Below are 17,639 nucleotides of genomic sequence, written 5' to 3' on the forward strand. Positions count from 1 at the left end.
GGGAATCGGAAAACCAGGTGGACCAGTACATCGCCGAACTGATCCGGCACAATTTCGGTGGTGACCCGATCCATCCCGGTTCCAGCGCGCCCATCGTGCTGCCGAACCGGGAGGAGCTGACGGTCCGGCTGGTCACCCAGCACTCACTGGACCGGCTGCGGGACGCGGAGTCCGATCGGGCGCTGTTCGACTCGATGATGTGGTGCCTGCTCGGCGGAATCGTCGGGTTCTTCACCAATGTCATCACCGGTGGACAGCCGGTGTCACTGTCCGGCGTCATTTTTGTGGTGATGCTCGGATTGGTGACCGCCGGAGTGGTGGTGATGCGGATCCGGCTCGGCAAAAGACTGAAGAACGCACGCAAGGGGGTAGGCGGTGATCAGTGACTCGGCACTGCGCTCGACCGGATACGCGCTGCTGACGGCCGAACCCGGTGAGATCTCCGAAGAGGCAGCCCGGAATCGGGTCGAGCGCGCACTGGGTGAACTGGCCGAACCGATAGTGGTCTTCGCCGGGATCGGCCGGTGGCGGGAGATCGGCGTGCGGACCGATCGAGCGCCGGAACGCTCCGAGGGCGTCGGCGCCTCCCCACTGCACCTGGACTTCGTCAACGCGGCCAACCCACCCGACCTGGTCGGCCTCTGCTGTCACCGGCCGGACCCGCATGGCGGCGGGGCGACCATGCTCGCCCCGGTCGCGGCCGCCGAGAACCTCTCCGCCAGGGACCGGCGGCTGTTGCGGCGCCGGGAGTTCCGGGACGGGCGGGTGGAGAACCTGGTCAACATCGGGGTGGACGTGAATCCCTTCGCGGTGCTCGACCACGACCCGCACTGGCCGTTCCGCTACACCCACCACCTCCGGCACCCGGAGTCTGAGGTGCAGGCCGCGCTGGACCACCTGGCCACCGAACTGGCCGTGCACCGGATCCTGCTGCCACTGCGCGCCGGGCAGGCCGTGCTGATCGACCAGCACCGCTGGGTGCACGGCAAGACACCGCTGGGTCCGGGCCAGCGGGAGCTACCGCCAGAGCGTCGCAGGCTGCTGGCGCAGATCTTCGGCCGCGGCCACGACAACCCCTACCGAGAAAGAGCGATATGAGCGATCTCAGCCCGCAGGACCGTCGGGACATCGAGTTGCTGTGGGATTTCCACCTGCTCGACTCCGGCTCGGTCACCGCCGACCTGCTGCTGGTCCTGGGCAGTCACGACCTCCGGGTCGCCGAGCACGCCGCCGGGCTGTATCTGGACCGCGCCGCGCCGCTGGCGGTGGTCACCGGTGGGGCGGGCAAGGTCACCGGCGGGCAGTGGCGGGAGACCGAGGCGGTGCGGTACGCGCGGACGATGCGGGCGCGGGGGGTGCCCGCCGACCGGATCCTGCTCGAGGAGAACTCGACGAACACCGGCGACAACTTCGACTACTCGCGGAAACTGGTGGCCGGGCACGGCCTCAGCCCGGCCAGCGGCATCATCGTGTGCAAGCCGTACATGGCTCGCAGGGCGCTGGCCACCGCGGCGGTGCGCTGGCCCGAACTGCACTGGTCGGCACGGCCGCCGAGGGGCGCGGTCTGGGCGTATCCGACCGCGGAGACCCCGTTGGACCGCATGATCAACCTCATGGTCGGGGACCTGCAACGGCTCCGGGTGTACGCGGCGCGGGGCTTCCAGGCGCCGGTGGAGATCCCCGAGCCGGTGTGGCAGGCCTACGAACGGCTGGCGGCAGGCGGGTTCGACCAGTTCGTCATCCGCGGCTAGCCGCGATGGACGATCTGTCGCCGGTGCCGTTGCTGGTGAGCCGTCAGGTCACCGAGCGGATCGCCGGGTGCGCCGAGGTGGCCGAGTTGTTCTTCGCCACCGAGAACCGGCGGGTACGCGAGTTCTACCGCCGCACCGGAGATCCGGCACTGTGCCTGCGGTTCGGCGAGAGCGTCACCGGCTATGCGGCCGGGCTGCCCGTCCGCGGTTGCGCCGGGGTAGGGGTGCTGCACCTGTTCCTCGCCGAGATGGCGCTGGCGATCGGCTCCGGCGCGGTGGATGTGCGCCGGGCCGAAGGACATCTGAGCCGGGCACGCCGACAGTTCGAGGCGTGCGCCCTGCCCTCGGTGGTGGCGGGCGGGCTGATCAACTGGCACTGGCTGATGTCGGTGTGCGCCAAGGCCCGTGGCGATCTGAGCGGCTACGCCGAGTTGCTCGGACAGGCCAGGCGGGACCCCTCGATCGCCCGGCTGGCCGAGCCGGTCGACTACATCCCGGTGATCCGGCAGCAGGTGATGCTGTCGCAGGACCACCGCCTGCACCTGCAACTGCTCGCCGGTGCGGCGGACTACCGCACGGAGCGGCCGCTGGACTACTTCCGCACGGTGAAGCGGGTGCTGGAATTCCTCACCAACACCGGGCACGTCCTGGCCGCGGGGGAGTTGGCGGGCGAGTTCGTGCGCGCCTTCGCCGCGGTGCGTCCGGCCAGCACGCTGATCTCCCGGATCTCCTTCCTGAAGAATCTCGCCCAGTTGCGGTGCCTGCACGGGGACGTGCCCGCGGCCCGGCGGCTGATCCGGCTGGCCACCCGGGCGGCCGAGGACGCGGGGCTGGCCGGGCAGCGCAGGCAGCTGGGCGCGCTGGCGGTGGCGGTGGAGCAGTCGGACGTGCGTGGCGCGCTGCTCACCTTCCGGGTCTGAGCCAGGTCACGATGTGACAAGGACCACCGGTGGCCGGTCCGGGGGCCGTGTTTTGCTCGTATCCAGGGTGAGAGGTTTCGACACTGACGTCGGGGGCGGTGCCCGTGGATGAGACCAGGCGGACCAAACGATCGGACTCGTTGTTGCCCGCGGCCGCGGTGCTGCTGGCCTGCTGCGTGGCCGGGGCGCTGGGACTGAGTCCCGCGTTCGGGCTGCTCGCGGCGGTGGCGGTGGCGCTGGGTGGGCTGGTGGTCGGCGGGATCGCGCTGGCCCTGCTGGACCGGATGGCGGTGCGGCGGCCGGTGCCGACCGGGGTGGCCGCGGCTCTGCTGGGGCTGCTGGTGGCGGCGCTGGCGGGGCAGTTGTTGCTGTGGGCGGCCTTGCACTGAGTCTTGGGGACGCCGGTTACGCTGCCGGAATGTCGAGCGCGCGCCTGGTCGATCGTCGTCCGGAGATCGACCCGGCCGACCTGGTCGCGGCCATGGTGCCGCCGCCCCGGTTCGACGCGGTGCGGTTCGAGACCTACCTGCCCAACCCGGAGGAGCCCAGCCAGGCCGCCGCGGTCGAGGCGGGGCAGGCCTTCTGCGGCCGGGTGCTTGTCGGCCCGCCGCGCAAGTCCTGGATCGGCGGGCTCTTCGGCGGCAAACCGGCCGCGGTGGCCAAGCCGGGGCTGTACCTGGACGGCGGGTTCGGGGTGGGCAAGACGCACCTGCTCGCCTCGGTGTGGCACGCGGTGCCGGGGCCCAAGGCCTACGGCACCTTCGTCGAACTCACCCATCTGGTGGGCGCGCTCGGGTTCGCCGAGGCGGTGCGCAGCCTGTCCGGGCACCGGTTGCTGGCCATCGACGAGTTCGAGCTGGACGATCCCGGCGACACCACCATGGTCACCCGGCTGCTGCAGGAGCTGACCACCGCCGGGGTGTTCGTCACGGCCACCTCCAACACGTTGCCGGACAAGCTCGGCGAGGGCCGCTTCGCCGCCGAGGAGTTCCTGCGCGAGATCCAGGCCATGTCGGCCAAGTTCACCGTGGTGCGGGTGGACGGGCCGGACTACCGGCACCGCGGTCTGCCGCCCGCGCCGGACCCGGTCGCCCCCGGCGAACTCGACGCACTGGCCGCGGCCCGGCCGGGGTCCACTGTGGACGATTTTGATGATCTTTGCGCGCACCTGGCCACGCTGCACCCGTCCCGGTATGGGCGGCTGCTGGACGGGGTCAGCGCGGTGCACCTGCGCGGGCTGCACGCGGTGCCGGACCAGGACGTGGCACTGCGGGTGGTGGTGCTGGCCGACCGGATGTATGACCGGGCGATCCCGGTGGTGGTCTCCGGGCAGCCGCTCTCCGAGCTGTTCACCGAAGAGATGCTGCGCGGCGGCTACCGCAAGAAGTACCTGCGCGCGGTGTCCCGGCTGGTCGCACTTTCGCGCGATTCCGCGGCCGCGGACCGGTAAAGGGTTCGCCAGCGGGCCTCGCGCTCGGGCACCATCGGCGGCGTGGGTTATCTGGAGGCCGGCGGCCTGTCCTGTGTGCTCCCGGACGGGCGTGAGTTGTTCGCCGAGGTGTCGGTGAAGGTCAGCGCCGGGCAGGTGGTCGCGCTGGTGGGCGCCAACGGCGCGGGCAAGACCACCCTGTTGCGCATCCTCAGCGGTGAGCTGAAGCCGGTGGACGGCAGTGTGTCGCACCAGGGCGGGCTGGCGGTGATGCCGCAGTTCGTCGGCTCGGTGCGCGATGACCGCACGGTCCGGGACCTGCTGCTGGCGGTGGCGCCGGAGCCGATCCGGGCGGCCGCGGCCGAACTCGACGACGTCGAGCTGAAGCTGATGGACACCGACGACGAACCCACCCAGATGCGCTACGCCGCCGCGCTGGTCGCCTGGGGCGAGGCCGGTGGCTACGAGGCCGAGGTGCTGTGGGACACCGTCACGGTGGCCGCGCTGGGCGTGCCGTTCGACCGGGCGCGCTTCCGTGGGGTGAAGACGCTCTCCGGCGGTGAGCAGAAACGTCTGGTGCTGGAGGTGCTGCTGCGCGGCCGGGAACAGGTGCTGCTGCTGGACGAGCCGGACAACTACCTGGACGTGCCAGGCAAGCGCTGGCTGGAACAGCGACTGTCCACTTCGGACAAGGCGATCCTGTTGGTGAGCCACGATCGCGAGCTGCTCGCCGAGGCGGCCACGCACGTGGTCACCGTGGAGGGGCATTCGGCCTGGACGCACAGCGGCAGCTTCCGCACCTGGCACGCCGCCCGCGAGCACCGCTGGGACCGGATCGCCGAACTGCACCGCCGCTGGGAGGAAAAGCACCAGCAGCTCAAGGACCTGGTCCGGATGTTGCAGCAGAAGGCCGAGTACAACGACGGCATGTCCTCGCAGTACCAGGCGGCGCAGACCCGCCTGCGCAAGTTCGAGGAGGCCGGCCCGCCGCCGGAGCTGCCACGCAACGAGAAGCTCGCCCCTCGGTTGCGCGGCGGCCGCACCGGCTTGCGCGCGATCACCTGCGCCGGCCTGGAACTGACCGGGCTGATGCAGCCCTTCGACACCGAGATCTTCTTCGGCGACCGGGTGGCGGCGCTGGGCTCCAACGGCTCCGGCAAGAGCCATTTCCTGCGGCTGCTCAACGAAGATCCCTCGGTTGTCCACAGTGGAGTGTGCAAACTCGGCGCCAGGGTGCGGCCGGGGCTGTTCGCGCAGACCCACGACCATCCGGAGTGGCTTGGCCGCACCCTGGTCGAGCTGTTGTGGACCGGCGAGGACCAGCGGGCCGGGCTGGACCGCGGCAAGGCCATGTCGGCGTTGCGCCGCTACGGCCTGCACACCAGCGGCGACCAGCGCTTCGAGACCCTCTCCGGCGGCCAGCAGGCCCGCTTCCAGATCCTGCTGCTGGAGCTGTCCGGGGCCACCCTGCTGCTGCTGGACGAGCCCACCGACAACCTCGACCTGACCTCGGCCGAGGCGCTGCAGGAAGCCCTGGAACAGTTCTACGGCACCGTGGTCACGGTCACCCACGACCGCTGGTTCGCGGCCAGCTTCGACCGGTTCCTGATCTTCCGCGCCGATGGCACGGTGGCCGAGTCGGACACGCCGGTATGGGACGAGACCAGAGTGCGCCGACCCCGCTAACGGCCAACACCCCGTCCACAACGGCGGCGTGTTGGCCGTTGTCGTACGGTGTGTTGGCCGAAGTGGGACCGGGTGTTGGCCGTTAGTCGCGGTCCTCGATCTCGGCGGCGAGGTCGCCGCGCTGGACCGCGGCGGTGAGGGCGGCGTGGTCGGCCTCGGTGGCGTCGGCGTAGCGGACCGCGTACCGGGTCACCGCCTCGTCCAGTTCCTCGTCCTCGCCGCAGTAGCCCGCGATCAGCCGGGGGTCGGCGGAGCGGCAGTGCGCGCGGGCCAGCAGTGCGCCGGCCAGCCTGCCGTAGTCGTCCAGGTGGTCCTTGCGCAGCGCGGTCGGGTCGATGTCGCCCTTCATGTTGCGGAACTGGCGCACGATGTAGTGCCGCCCGTCCACCGTGGTCCAGCCGAGCAGGATGTCCGTCTCGGCCTGCACCAGCCGCGCGCCTTCGACCACCCGCTTGCCGTCGTGCTCGTGCGCGGGCAGGTCAAGGTACTTGCTCAGGCAGGACGGGTTGGCCTGTTTGACCTGGAGCACCAGCGCGTCATCCTCGTTGCCGTGCAACAGGACCAGGTAGTTGCGCAGGCCCACGCTGCCGGTGCCGACCACCCGGAAGGCCACGTCGGCCACGCTGTAGCGGCGGATCAGGTTGCGCCGGGACTCGCGCAGCGTGCTCACGTAGCTGTCCAGGCTGGCCGCGACGGCCTCGGCGGTGGGTGCGCTGACCTGCCGGAGCACCGGCAGTTCCTCCACGAACCGCCAGTGGTCCCGTTCGACCTGCCTGGTCCACTTGGCCGCGACCTTGCGGCTGGTGTTCTTGCGGGCCTTCTTGGACGCCTTCTCGAAGTCGTCCAGCAGCTCGTCCGCCTTGACCTTGCTGATGGTGGAGGCGTCGGCCAGGGCGTTCCAGGACTCCAGGAACGGCAGTTCGGCCAGCCGGTTCATGGTCTTGCGGTAGGCGCGCACCGCGTCCTCGGCGGCCTTGGCGCAGCCGTCCTCGGACACCCCGCCCTCACGCCCGGCCAGCACCAGGCTGACCGCCAGTCGCTTGAGGTCCCATTCCCACGGTCCGGGCGCGGTCTCGTCGAAATCGTTGATGTCCATGACGATCCGGCCCTCGTTGGTGCCGAACAGCCCGAAGTTGGCCGCGTGCGCGTCACCGCAGATCTGCGCGGTGATCCCACTGGCCGGGGTGGCGGCCAGGTCGGCGGCCATCAGCTCGGCCGCGCCCCGGAAGAAGGCGAACGGCGAGGCCAGCATCCGGCCCACCCGCAGCGGCACCAGTTCTCGCAATCGGGGCGCGTTGCTGGCGTGCACGAACTCCACCGCCCCCGGCCGGTCCGCGCCCAGCGCGGCGTGGTCGTGCAGTTTCGGTCGTACCTCCTCTCGCAGCGCACGTCCGCGCGCGTAGACCTCACTCGGCTTGACCCAGGCGTGCGACACCGCGTTCTCTCCCCTATCCACCCCGCCATCATCCCCCTAACGTGTGAAAGATGCCGCCACGGACCGCCCTGCGTCTGCGCCGGGCCCAGCTGGAGCGGGAATGGGCCCGCTGCGTGGCCAACCGTGCTCCCGGCGCGAACGCCGCGGTGCCGCCCGAGGTCACCCAGTCCTGGGCCAGGGCGCTGCCCGCGGTGAGCCCGGCCCGCGACAGCGCGCCCAGCGCGGACGCCCGCTGGCAGGACTCGCCGCTGCGGGAACCGGTGCTGGCCTGCGCGGCCGAGCTGCGCGGCATCGCCGAGGACGCCGGGTACGTGGCCGCGGTGGCCGACGCGCAGGGCACCATCCTGTGGACCTTCGGCGGCCGGGTGATGCGCGGCCGGGCCGAACGGGTCAACTTCGCCGTCGGCGGGCGCTGGTCGGAGGCCGCGATGGGCACCAACGCGCTCTCCCTCGCCCTGGACCACAACCGCCCGGCCAGCTGCTTCTCGGCCGAACACCTGGTCCAGGCCCTGCACGGCTGGGTCTGCTACTCCGCGCCGGTGCACGCCCCCAACGGCCAGGTGCTCGGCGTGCTCGACCTCTCCACCACCTGGGACCGCTCGCACCCGCTGGCCATGCCCACGGTCCGCGGCCTGGTCACCGCCCTGGAGGCGCGGCTGGCCGAGTCGCCCCTGGACCTGGCCCCCGCGGGCTGGTCACTGCACTGCCTTGGCCGCGGCGAACTGCTCGACGGCGGTGCGCCGGTCCCGTTGCGCCCGCGTCAGCTGGAGATCCTCACCCTGCTGACCCTGCACCCCGACGGCCTCACCCCGGAGCTGCTCCAGGACGCCCTCTACGCCGATCGCCCGGTACACCGCGGCACGCTCAAGGCCGAGGTCAGCCACCTGCGCCGGGCGCTGCGTGGCGGCGTCACCACCCGCAGCTACCACCTGGGCACGCCGGTCCGCTCCGACGCCCGCGCCGTGCTGGACGCGCTGTCCGCGCGCGATCTGACCACCGCGCTGCGGCACTACCGCGGTCCGCTGCTGCCGGAGTCGGAGGCGCCGGGCATCCGGGAGTGGCGCGAGGTCATCGAGGTGGCGTTGCGGGAGGCGGTTCTCCAGTCACCGCAACCTGATCACCTGCTGAGCTACCTGTCCCGGCACCCGTATGACCTCCAGGCCCACCAGCACGCGCTGGCCCGGCTGGACCCGGCTGATGCCCGGCGAGGGGTGGTGCTGGCCCGGCTGCGCAAGTTGCTGCCGGGCTGACCCCCACCACCCCTGGCCGGATCAGCTCAGACGCAGACGCCGATGGCGGTCATCGAGTCATTCGGCGAGAGCTGCTGCGCGTCCAGGAAGTAGGACGGGTGGTCGTGCCTGCCCCAGACCGCACCGGTGCGCGGGTCCGCGTGCTCGTACCAGCAGAGGTCGCGGCCGGTCTTGTTCGACAGCGAGGAGGCCACGTCGTTCGGCCACGCGCCGCTGAAGAAGTAGTTGATCGAGCCCGGGTTGCCGACGTAGAACGGCTTGCCCTGGAACCGGCCGGCGTCCCACACACAGATGTTGCCGTTCGGGCAGTCGGCGAGTGCGGCCTCGGCCGGGGTGGCCCCGGCCAGGCCGAGGGTGGCGGCGGTGGCGAACGCGGCGAGCGCGGCCCCGGCGAGTCGTGCCTTGGACATGTATGCCCCTCTCTCAACTGTTACATCATGTCGCAATTATTGCGCGGAGTGATTCTGCGGTACCGCCGCCGCGTTTGACAGTGCCTTTGCCGGGCTGTGACCTGGTTCTCAGCGCGGGGACTGGGCCAACTGGGCCAGACGCCAACCTCACGCCAACCCGCACCCGCCACCGTGGGCCGGACCGCACCGGCGCGTGAAGGGAAGTCCCATGGCGTACGCACAGCCGGGAACCGAGGGCAGCATCGTCCGGTTCGCCGCCCGCTACGACAACTTCATCGGCGGCAAGTGGGTGCCCCCGGTGGACGGCCGCTACTTCGACAACCCCAGTCCGGTCACCGGGCAGACCTTCTGCGAGGTGGCGCGTTCCGGCGCGGCCGACATCGAACTGGCCCTGGACGCCGCGCACACCGCCGCCGATGCCTGGGGCGCGACCTCGGTGACCGAGCGGTCGTTGCTGCTCAACCGGATCGCGGACCGGATCGAGGAAAACCTGGAACGGCTCGCGGTCGCCGAGACCTGGGAGAACGGCAAACCCATCCGCGAGTGCCTGGCCTCGGACATTCCGCTTGCGGTGGACCACTTCCGCTACTTCGCCGGGGTGATCCGGGCCCAGGAAGGCAGCATCGGGGTGCTGGACGCGGACACCGTGGCCTACCACTTCCAGGAGCCCCTCGGTGTGATCGGGCAGATCATCCCGTGGAACTTCCCGATCCTGATGGCCACCTGGAAACTCGCGCCCGCGCTGGCCGCCGGGAACTGCGTGGTGATCAAGCCGGCCGAGCAGACCCCGGCGAGCCTGCTGCTGCTGATGGAGCTGATCGCGGACCTGCTGCCGCCCGGCGTGGTCAACGTGGTCAACGGTTTCGGCATCGAGGCCGGGAAACCCCTCGCGACCAGTCCGCGGGTGGCGAAGGTGGCCTTCACCGGGGAGACCACCACCGGGCGGCTGATCATGCAGTACGCCAGCGAGAACATCATCCCGGTCACCCTGGAGCTGGGTGGCAAGAGCCCCAACATCTTCCGCGCTGACGTGGCCGACGCCGACGACGACTTCCTGGACAAGGCGGTCGAGGGCTTCGTGATGTTCGCGCTCAACCAGGGCGAGGTGTGCACCTGCCCGTCCCGGGCACTGATCCACTCCTCCATCTACGAGGAGTTCATGGCCCGCTGCATCGCCCGCACCGAGGCCATCGCCTGCGGCGACCCGCTCGACCCGGACACCATGATCGGCGCGCAGGCGAGCAATGACCAGTACGAGAAAATCCTGTCCTACATCGAGATCGGCAAGCAGGAGGGCGCGCAACTGCTCACCGGCGGCGGCACCCGCGTCGTCGAGGGCTACCCGGACGGCTACTACGTCGAGCCCACGATCTTCCGTGGCACCAACGACATGCGGGTCTTCCAGGAGGAGATCTTCGGCCCGGTCGTGTCGGTGACCACCTTCGACTCCGACGAGGAGGCGCTGAAACTGGCCAACGACACGCTGTACGGGCTCGGCGCCGGCGTGTGGACCCGGGATGGCACGCAGGCCTACCGGTTCGGCCGGGAGATCAAGGCCGGGCGGGTCTGGACCAACTGCTACCACGCCTACCCGGCGCACGCGGCCTTCGGCGGCTACAAGAAGTCCGGCATCGGGCGGGAAAACCACCTGCGCATGCTGGAGCACTACCAGCAGACCAAGAACCTGCTCGTCAGCTACTCGCCGAAGAAGCTCGGATTCTTCTGATGGCGCAACGGGTCGAGCTGACCGCGGCCGCCGCGGCGCTGCTCGGGACGCTGCGTGCGCGGCACGGTCCGCTGATGTTCCACCAGTCCGGCGGCTGCTGCGACGGCAGCGCGCCGATGTGCTACCCCCGGGACGAATTCCGGGTCGGCGCGGCCGATCTGCTGCTCGGGCTGGTGGACGGGGACACGCCGTTCTGGATCAGCCGGGACCAGTACGCCTACTGGTCGCACACCCACCTGACCGTGGACGTGGTGCCCGGCCGCGGCAGCGGCTTCTCCCTGGAGGCGCCGGAGGGCGTGCGGTTCCTGTTGCGCTCGCGGCTGCTCACCGAGGAGGAGGTGGTGGAACTGGCCCGCAACCCGCCGCGTTCCGGCGCCGACCTCACCCCCTGAACCCCGGCCTGGCCCGGCCCACGGCGCGGATCGGGCCAGGCCGGGCCCGTGCGAACGAACACAGTCAACTGACATTGTCGACTGACAAAGTCGATCGGTACAGTAGGAGGTATCCGCAGGCCGTCACCCCCCCCGGAGAGGCAGGACGATGACCAGCACCAGCCGCCAGGACGTGCTCGAACCGATCCCGGAGCGCCCGGCCTTGCCGCTGATCGGGCATGCCCTGCGGATCCCCAGCGGCGCCGACGGCCTGCTGTATGCGATCCGCGAGGCCAAGAAGATGGGACCGATCTTCCGGGTGCGGGTGTTCGGCCAGGAGTTCACCTTCGTCTCCGGCCTGGACCTGGTCACCGAACTCGCCGACGAGTCCCGGTTCCGCAAGAACGTGCACGCGGATCTGGTGCAGGTGCGGGAGATCGCGGGGGATGGGCTGTTCACCGCGTTCCACGAGGAGCCGAACTGGCGCAAGGCGCACGAGGTGCTGATGCCAGCCTTCTCCCTCGGCGCGATGCGCGGCTACCACCCGGCCATGCTCACCGTGGCCAGGGAGCTGATCACCCAGTGGGACAAGGCTTCCGGTGACCTGCCGGTGGACGTGGCCGAGGACATGACCCGGCTGACCTTCGACACCATCGGGCTGTGCGGTTTCGGCTACGACTTCGGGTCCTTCCGCCGCGCGGACACCCATCCGTTCGTGGCGGCCATGGCCCGCGCGCTGGAACGAGTTCAGCAGCGCAGCGAGTCGATCCCGGGCACCGCATTCCTCCAGTGGCGCAAGGAAGAGCGGTTCCGCGCGGACAACACGCTGATGCGGGAACTCGTCGGCGAGGTCATCCGGGAGCGCCGCGCCTCCGGGGACACCGGCACCGGCGACCTGCTCGGGCGGATGCTGCACACGCCCGATCCGGCGACCGGGGCGGTGCTCGACGACGACAACATCCTGCACCAGGCGCTGACCTTCCTCATCGCCGGGCACGAGACCACCAGCGGCGCGTTGTCCTTCGCCCTGCACTACCTGACCAAGCATCCGGAGGTGCTGGCCAAGGCACAGTCCGAAGTGGACACTCTGTGGGGCGATACGGACCGCCCGGAACCGGCCTACGGCGACATCGGCAAACTGACCTACCTGCGCCAGGTGCTCAACGAGAGCCTGCGACTGTGGCCGACCGCCCCCGCCTTCGCGGTGGAACCCTTGGCGGACACGGTGATCGGCGGTCGCTACCGGGTGCGCGCGGGGGAGACGCTGATGGTGCTGACGCCCGCGCTGCACCGGGATCCGGCCTGGGGGGACAACGTCGAGCTGTTCGACCCGGAGCGGTTCGCGCCCGAGCGGGAACCACACCGCCCGGTGCACTTGTTCAAGCCGTTCGGCACCGGCGAGCGGGCCTGCATCGGCAGGCAGTTCGCGCTGCACGAGGCCACCCTGGTGCTGGGCCTGATCGTGCACCGCTACCGGCTGATCGACCACGCCGACTACCAGCTCAAGATCAAGTCCACCCTCACCATCAAACCGGACGGCTTCACCCTGAAACTGGCCCGCCGAGACCGGACCGAACGCCGACTGCCGGTCACCGCCGAGGTCGGCACCCCCACGACGCGGCTGACCCGCCGGGCGGCCGGGACCGCGCTGACCGTGCTGCACGGCTCCAACCTGGGCACCTGCGCCGGGATCGCCCGTGATCTGGCCGCCGAGGGCGACGGGCACGGCTTTGTGCCCTCGGTCGCCGCCCTGGACGAGGCCGTGGGCAGGCTCCGGCCCGGCGTGGACCCGGTGATCATCGTGGCCGCCTCCTACAACGGCCGTCCCACCGACGACGCGGCGAAGTTCCTGTCCTGGCTGGAAAACCGGAAGCCGGGGGAGCTGGACGGCCTGCGGTACGCGGTGCTCGGCGTCGGCGACCGCAACTGGGCCGCCACCTACCAGCGGATTCCCACCCTGATCGACGAACGACTGGCGGCCGCGGGCGCCGTCCCGGTGCTGCCGCGCGGGATCGCGGACGCCGCGGGCGACTTCGCGGGCACGGTAGACCGCTGGACTGCCGAACTGTGGGCGGCCCTGCTCGGTGAGCACGGCGTCGAGACAACCGCGGAAGATGGTGCGGGCCAAGGGATGTACCGGCTGGAGGACGCGCCCGAATCGGTCACCGGCGCGCTCACCGCCCGGCACGGCGTGCTGCCCATGGCGGTCCTGGAAACGCGGGACCTGGTCGACCTGGCGCACCCGCTCGGCCGCGCCAAGCGCTACCTCCGGCTGCGACTGCCCGACGGCGTCAGCTACCGCACCGGTGATCACCTCGCGGTGCTCCCGCGTAACCCGGCCACGCTGGTGCAGCGGGTCGCCGACCGCTTTGACCTGGACCTGGATCGCACGGTGCGGTTGCGGGCTCGCGGGTGGCAGGCCCTGCCGGTCGACCGGCCGCTGACCCTGCGGCTGCTGCTGACCGAGTTCGTGGAACTCCAGGCCGCCGCGACCCCGGCACAGGTCGCCGTGCTGGCCGCGCACACCGGCTGCCCGCCCGAGCGTGCCGCACTGGTGGCCTTCGACGACTACCCGGCCGGGCACAGCGTGCTGGACCTCCTGGTACGCAACGAATCCTGCGCACTGTCGTTCGAACAGTTCCTGGAACTGTTGCCAGTGCTGCGGCCCCGGCACTACTCGATCTCCTCCTCGGCCAAGGCATTGCCCGGCGAAGTGGAGCTGATGGTGTCCCGGCTCGCCGGTCCGCATCGTGGTGGTGCGGGCGAGTTCCGCGGGATCGCCTCCGACTACCTGCACACCGTGGCGGCGGGCGACAGCTTGCACTGCCGGGTACTGCCCTGCGCCGAGGCTTTCCGGTTGCCACCAGCAGATTCCGGGCCGGTGATCGTGGTCAGCGCGGGCACCGGACTGGCCCCGTTCCGCGGCGCCGTGCTGGACCGCGTGCACACCGGGTCGACCGGAAAGCTGTTGTGCTACTTCGGTTGTGACCACCCAGCTGTGGACTACCTGCACCGGGTGGAACTCGAAGCCGCGGAACGGGCAGGCGTGGTCAGCCTGCGGCCCACCTTCATGCACGCGCCCGAACACGAGAACCGGTTCGTCCAGGACCGGATCGAGCGGGAGAGCGCGGAGGTCTGGGCGGTGCTCCAGGCAGGCGGGCGGGTCTACGTCTGCGGCGACGGCCAGCGCCTGGCGCCCGCGGTGCGCGCGGCGTTCCAGGCCGTGCACCGCGAACACACCGGCGCGGACGAGCAGCAGGCGGCGGACTGGCTGGCCGGGCTGATCGAGGCTGGCCGGTACGTCGAGGACGTCTACGCGGGCTGAGCCGGATCCAGGCGCCCGTCGGCCAGGGCGACCAGGGCGGCGACCAGGTTCCGCAGCCCGGCCTGCTCACTCGCTTCGTCCGGCAGCGCGAGGTGCTGGGCCACCAGGCCCTCGAACCCGGCCAGGTAGAACCGGGCCAGCAGGGCGGGTGGCTGGGCGAGCGTGCGCCCGGTGCGCTGCGCGGCCTCGCCGATGAGATCCGCGGTCACCTCGACGATCTCGCCGTAGTGACTGCGCGGGGCGTCACTGAGCGCGGGGGTCCGGACCGCGTACAGCAGCAGTTCGGTGAGCAGCTGGTAGTGGCTGGGCTGCTCGCGCACGGTCCGCCACTGGGCGGCGGCCAGCGCGCCGAGGGTCTGCTCGAACGAACCGTCTTCCGGCACGGCCTGCTGGACCCGGTCGATCAGGTCCAGGGTGACCTGTTCCAGCACCGCCCGGTACAGGCCTTCCTTGGTGCCGAAGGTGTAGTGCACGGTCGCCTGGGCCACGCCGAGTTCGGTGGCGATGGCCCTGGTGCTGCCCGCGCTGATGCCCTCCCGGCCCATCAGGTCGATGGCCGCCCTGACCAGCTGCGGACGGCGTTCGGAAGCCGGAACGTGAGCCACGCGCGGACTATAACCGACTCAGTCGGGCGCTGAAGTTGCCCGACTGAGTCGGCTGATCGGGTCGCCGCTCAGCGGCTGACGACCTCGGCGAGGGCGTCGATGCCCAGGTCCAGCTCGTCCTTGGTGATCACCAGCGGCGGGGCCATCCGCAGCGTGTTGTCGTGCGTTTCCTTGCACAGCACGCCGCGCGCGGCCAGCGCGGTGGACGCCTCCCGCCCGGTCGGACCACCCGGCGCGATCTCCACCCCGGCCCACAGGCCACGCCCGCTGACCTTGGCGATGCCGCGGCCGATCAGGTCGCCGAGCCGGGTGTGCAGGTGCGCGCCCAGTTCGGCCGAGCGCTGCTGGAACTCGCCGGTGGCCAGCAGGCCGACCACCGCGCGGCCCACCGCACAGGCGAGGGGGTTGCCGCCGAAGGTGGAGCCGTGCTGGCCGGGCTGCAGCACGCCGAGCACGGCGGCGCTGCCTACCACCGCGGACACCGGCATGATGCCGCCGCCGAGAGCCTTGCCCAGGGTGTACAGGTCTGCACGCACGCCTTCGTGGTCCAGCGCGAGCAGGCGGCCGGTGCGGGCCAGGCCGGACTGGATCTCGTCGGCGATCATCAGCACATCGCGCTCATCGCAGAGCCGCCGGACCTCGGCCAGGTAGCCCGGCCCTGGCACGACCACGCCTGCCTCGCCCTGGATCGGCTCGACCAGCACCGCGGCGGTGTGCTCGGTGATCGCCGCGGCCAGCGCCTCGGCGTCGCCGTAGGGCACCACCACGAAGCCGGGGGTGTACGGGCCGAAGTCGGCGCGGGCGTCCTCATCGGTGGAGAAGGAGATGATCGTGGTGGTGCGGCCGTGGAAGTTCGAGCCGGCGACCACGATCTGCGCCTGGCCCTGCGGCACGCCCTTGACCCGGTAGGCCCACTTGCGGGCGACCTTGATCGCCGACTCCACCGCCTCCGCGCCGGAGTTCATGGTCAGCACCATCTCGGTGCCGGTCAGCTCGGCGAGTTCGCGGCAGAACAGGCCGAACTGGTCGTGGTGGAAGGCGCGGCTGGTCAGGGTGAGCCGGTTGAGCTGCGCGGTGGCCGCGGCGATGAGCGCGGGGTGCCGGTGGCCGAAGTTCAGGGCCGAGTAGCCGGCCAGGAAGTCCAGGTAACGGCGGCCGGACACGTCGGTCACCCAGGCGCCCTCGGCCTCGGCGATCACCACCGGGAGCGGGTGGTAGTTGTGCGTGCTCCATGCCTCGTCCAGCGCGATGTACTCGGCGGAGGAGCGCGGCGCGCCGGTCGTGGTGGGGTGCTCGGCAATGGCGGTCATGACCGTAAGGCTAAGCCCCCGATTGCGGAGATTTCATCCGCCAGGCATTGCGTAAGCCAGTGATCTGTTGCGCAATCGTCAGATTGGGTGGCGATATGTTGCATCGACGTTAAAACCGCGAATCGAGTGGGTGAGTTGCGTCAGGCGCAATCTTCGTTGCGCCCTCTTCCCAAACCGCAGTGGTCCAGTCCACTGTGAGCGCGGTGAGCACGACGACGACAGGAGCGGTGACATGGCAGATGTTGGGCGTCGCACTTTCCTCGGCGCACTCGGCGCGGCCGTCGTCGGCGGTGGTCTGATGAGCGCCGCGGGCACCGCCTCGGCCGGGACGCCGGAGGCAGGCGGCGAGATCTGCGCGCCGGCCGGACGGGTCTACCTGGGCACCTACACCGACGCGGCCAGCGGCGGCAAGGGCATCGGCCTGGCCAAGGCAGGCGCGGGCGGCGGACTGACCGTCGAGTCCACTGTGGCCAATGAGAGTCCGTCCTACCTCGCGGTGGGTCCCGGCGGCCGCACGGTGTACGCGGTCAACGAGCTGGACAAGGGCACGGTCAGCGCGTTCGCGGTGGCGGACAACGGATCCCTGCGTTCCCTTGGCGCCCGTTCCAGCGGCGGCGCGCACCCCTGCCACCTGAGCGTGCACCCCAGCGGCAAGTACGTGCTGACCGCCAACTACACCTCGGGCACCGTCGGCGTGCTGCCGATCCGGGCCGGCGGCGCACTGGGCAACCCGACCCACATCGTGCAGCATCCCGGCAAGCCGCACGCGCACCAGGTGGTGGTCAGCCCGGACGGAAAGCACGTGCTGGCAACGGATCTGGGCACCTCCTCGGTCTACACCTACACCCTGGACCTCAACTCCGGTCGCCTCACCCCGCGCTCCACGCTGGCCCTGGCCAAGGGCGCCGGTTCGCGCAACCTGGTGTTCCACCCCGGCGGCCGCACCGTCTACATCCTCAACGAGCTGGACTCCACACTCGTTGTGGCGGCTTATGATCCGGCCACCGGCAAGCTCACCGTGGGCCAGCGGATCTCCACCCTGCCGCCGGGCACCACCACGCCGAACTTCCCCGGCGGCATCGCCATCTCGCCGGACGGCCGGTTCGTCTACGGGGCCAACCGCGGGCACAACAGCGTGGCGGTCTTCGCCACCAGCGAAGGCGGCCGCAAGGTCACCCTGGCCGGCACGCCGGGCAGTGGCGGGGACTGGCCGCGGCACCTGGAGGTCACCCCGGACGGCCGCACGCTCTACAGCTCCAACCAACGCGGCAACGTGATCGGAATCTTCGGTGTCGACCCGGTGAACGGCCTGCTGAAGCCCAGCGGTGAGCTGCGCACTCCTACTCCGGTGTGCGTGGTTGTAGCTTAAAACGCCTGGCCAGAACACCCGCTCACGGCGGTACCGCGCATGTTACTGGCCG

The 17,639-nt window shown here is 70.7% G+C and carries 16 protein-coding genes; 12 read left to right on the plus strand and 4 right to left on the minus strand.

The features are described from left to right. The first annotated feature begins 17 nt into the window (after positions 1-17). The 7 genes from ACTOWY_RS00235 (at position 18) to ACTOWY_RS00265 (ending at position 5,786) form a co-directional block, all read left to right on the plus strand. A complete protein-coding gene (locus ACTOWY_RS00235; RefSeq protein ID WP_185002905.1) occupies positions 18-386 on the plus strand; it encodes a hypothetical protein in 369 nt (122 codons plus the stop codon). Beyond that, positions 376-1,098 (plus strand): TauD/TfdA family dioxygenase, encoded by a 723-nt coding sequence (locus ACTOWY_RS00240; protein ID WP_441307553.1) that lies wholly within the window; start codon positions 376-378, stop codon positions 1,096-1,098. Before ACTOWY_RS00235 ends, ACTOWY_RS00240 begins: the two co-directional genes overlap by 11 nt. Continuing rightward, the gene (locus ACTOWY_RS00245) at positions 1,095-1,751 is read left to right on the plus strand and encodes a YdcF family protein (protein WP_441307554.1); all 657 of its coding nucleotides are present in this window, start codon (positions 1,095-1,097) and stop codon (positions 1,749-1,751) included. The genes ACTOWY_RS00240 and ACTOWY_RS00245 overlap by 4 nt, the downstream gene beginning before the upstream one ends. Positions 1,752-1,756: 5 nt before the next feature. Continuing rightward, positions 1,757-2,671 (plus strand): hypothetical protein, encoded by a 915-nt coding sequence (locus ACTOWY_RS00250; RefSeq protein ID WP_441307555.1) that lies wholly within the window; start codon positions 1,757-1,759, stop codon positions 2,669-2,671. 104 nt (positions 2,672-2,775) lie between these two features. Beyond that, a complete protein-coding gene (locus ACTOWY_RS00255) occupies positions 2,776-3,060 on the plus strand; it encodes a hypothetical protein (protein ID WP_441307556.1) in 285 nt (94 codons plus the stop codon). A gap of 29 nt (positions 3,061-3,089) precedes the next feature. Continuing rightward, positions 3,090-4,121, plus strand: coding sequence for a cell division protein ZapE (gene zapE, locus ACTOWY_RS00260; protein ID WP_441307557.1), 1,032 nt, complete (start codon positions 3,090-3,092; stop codon positions 4,119-4,121). A gap of 42 nt (positions 4,122-4,163) precedes the next feature. After that, positions 4,164-5,786 carry an ABC-F family ATP-binding cassette domain-containing protein gene (locus tag ACTOWY_RS00265; protein WP_441307558.1) on the plus strand — a complete coding sequence of 541 codons (1,623 nt, stop codon included), beginning with the start codon at positions 4,164-4,166 and terminating at the stop codon, positions 5,784-5,786. 82 nt (positions 5,787-5,868) lie between these two features. On the opposite strand, the gene ACTOWY_RS00270 is transcribed toward ACTOWY_RS00265, so the two are convergent. After that, positions 5,869-7,242 carry a DUF2252 domain-containing protein gene (locus ACTOWY_RS00270; protein ID WP_441307559.1) on the minus strand — a complete coding sequence of 458 codons (1,374 nt, stop codon included), beginning with the start codon at positions 7,240-7,242 and terminating at the stop codon, positions 5,869-5,871. 29 nt (positions 7,243-7,271) lie between these two features. Between ACTOWY_RS00270 and ACTOWY_RS00275 the strand changes: the two genes are divergently transcribed. Next, positions 7,272-8,471: a transcriptional regulator gene (locus tag ACTOWY_RS00275; protein ID WP_441307560.1), complete on the plus strand. Its 1,200-nt coding sequence runs from the start codon at positions 7,272-7,274 to the stop codon at positions 8,469-8,471. Between the two features lie 26 nt (positions 8,472-8,497). Here the strand turns inward: ACTOWY_RS00275 and ACTOWY_RS00280 are convergent, their stop codons facing one another. After that, positions 8,498-8,881: a peptidase inhibitor family I36 protein gene (locus ACTOWY_RS00280; RefSeq protein WP_441307561.1), complete on the minus strand. Its 384-nt coding sequence runs from the start codon at positions 8,879-8,881 to the stop codon at positions 8,498-8,500. Between the two features lie 208 nt (positions 8,882-9,089). Here ACTOWY_RS00280 and exaC point away from each other — a divergent pair, with 208 nt between their 5' ends. The 3 genes from exaC (at position 9,090) to ACTOWY_RS00295 (ending at position 14,303) form a co-directional block, all read left to right on the plus strand. Then, on the plus strand, positions 9,090-10,607 hold the full coding sequence (exaC, locus tag ACTOWY_RS00285; protein ID WP_441307562.1) for an acetaldehyde dehydrogenase ExaC: 1,518 nt from the start codon (positions 9,090-9,092) through the stop codon (positions 10,605-10,607). Beyond that, the gene (locus ACTOWY_RS00290; RefSeq protein ID WP_247758521.1) at positions 10,607-10,999 is read left to right on the plus strand and encodes a DUF779 domain-containing protein; all 393 of its coding nucleotides are present in this window, start codon (positions 10,607-10,609) and stop codon (positions 10,997-10,999) included. The genes exaC and ACTOWY_RS00290 overlap by 1 nt, the downstream gene beginning before the upstream one ends. Before the next feature lie 148 nt (positions 11,000-11,147). Continuing rightward, complete coding sequence (locus tag ACTOWY_RS00295) at positions 11,148-14,303, plus strand: bifunctional cytochrome P450/NADPH--P450 reductase (protein WP_441307563.1); 3,156 nt, start codon at positions 11,148-11,150, stop codon at positions 14,301-14,303. Here ACTOWY_RS00295 and ACTOWY_RS00300 read toward each other — a convergent pair. Both ACTOWY_RS00300 and rocD read right to left on the minus strand, forming a co-directional pair. Continuing rightward, a complete protein-coding gene (locus ACTOWY_RS00300; protein ID WP_441307564.1) occupies positions 14,291-14,908 on the minus strand; it encodes a TetR/AcrR family transcriptional regulator in 618 nt (205 codons plus the stop codon). The genes ACTOWY_RS00295 and ACTOWY_RS00300 overlap by 13 nt on opposite strands. A gap of 68 nt (positions 14,909-14,976) precedes the next feature. Beyond that, positions 14,977-16,218: an ornithine--oxo-acid transaminase gene (gene rocD / locus ACTOWY_RS00305; protein ID WP_441307565.1), complete on the minus strand. Its 1,242-nt coding sequence runs from the start codon at positions 16,216-16,218 to the stop codon at positions 14,977-14,979. 232 nt (positions 16,219-16,450) lie between these two features. On the opposite strand from rocD, the gene ACTOWY_RS00310 reads away from it, so the two are divergent. Next, complete coding sequence (locus tag ACTOWY_RS00310) at positions 16,451-17,587, plus strand: lactonase family protein (protein WP_441307566.1); 1,137 nt, start codon at positions 16,451-16,453, stop codon at positions 17,585-17,587. Positions 17,588-17,639 lie beyond the last annotated feature (52 nt).

It is taken from the genome of Crossiella sp. CA198, from assembly GCF_052078295.1.
Taxonomy (GTDB): Bacteria; Actinomycetota; Actinomycetes; order Mycobacteriales; family Pseudonocardiaceae; genus Crossiella.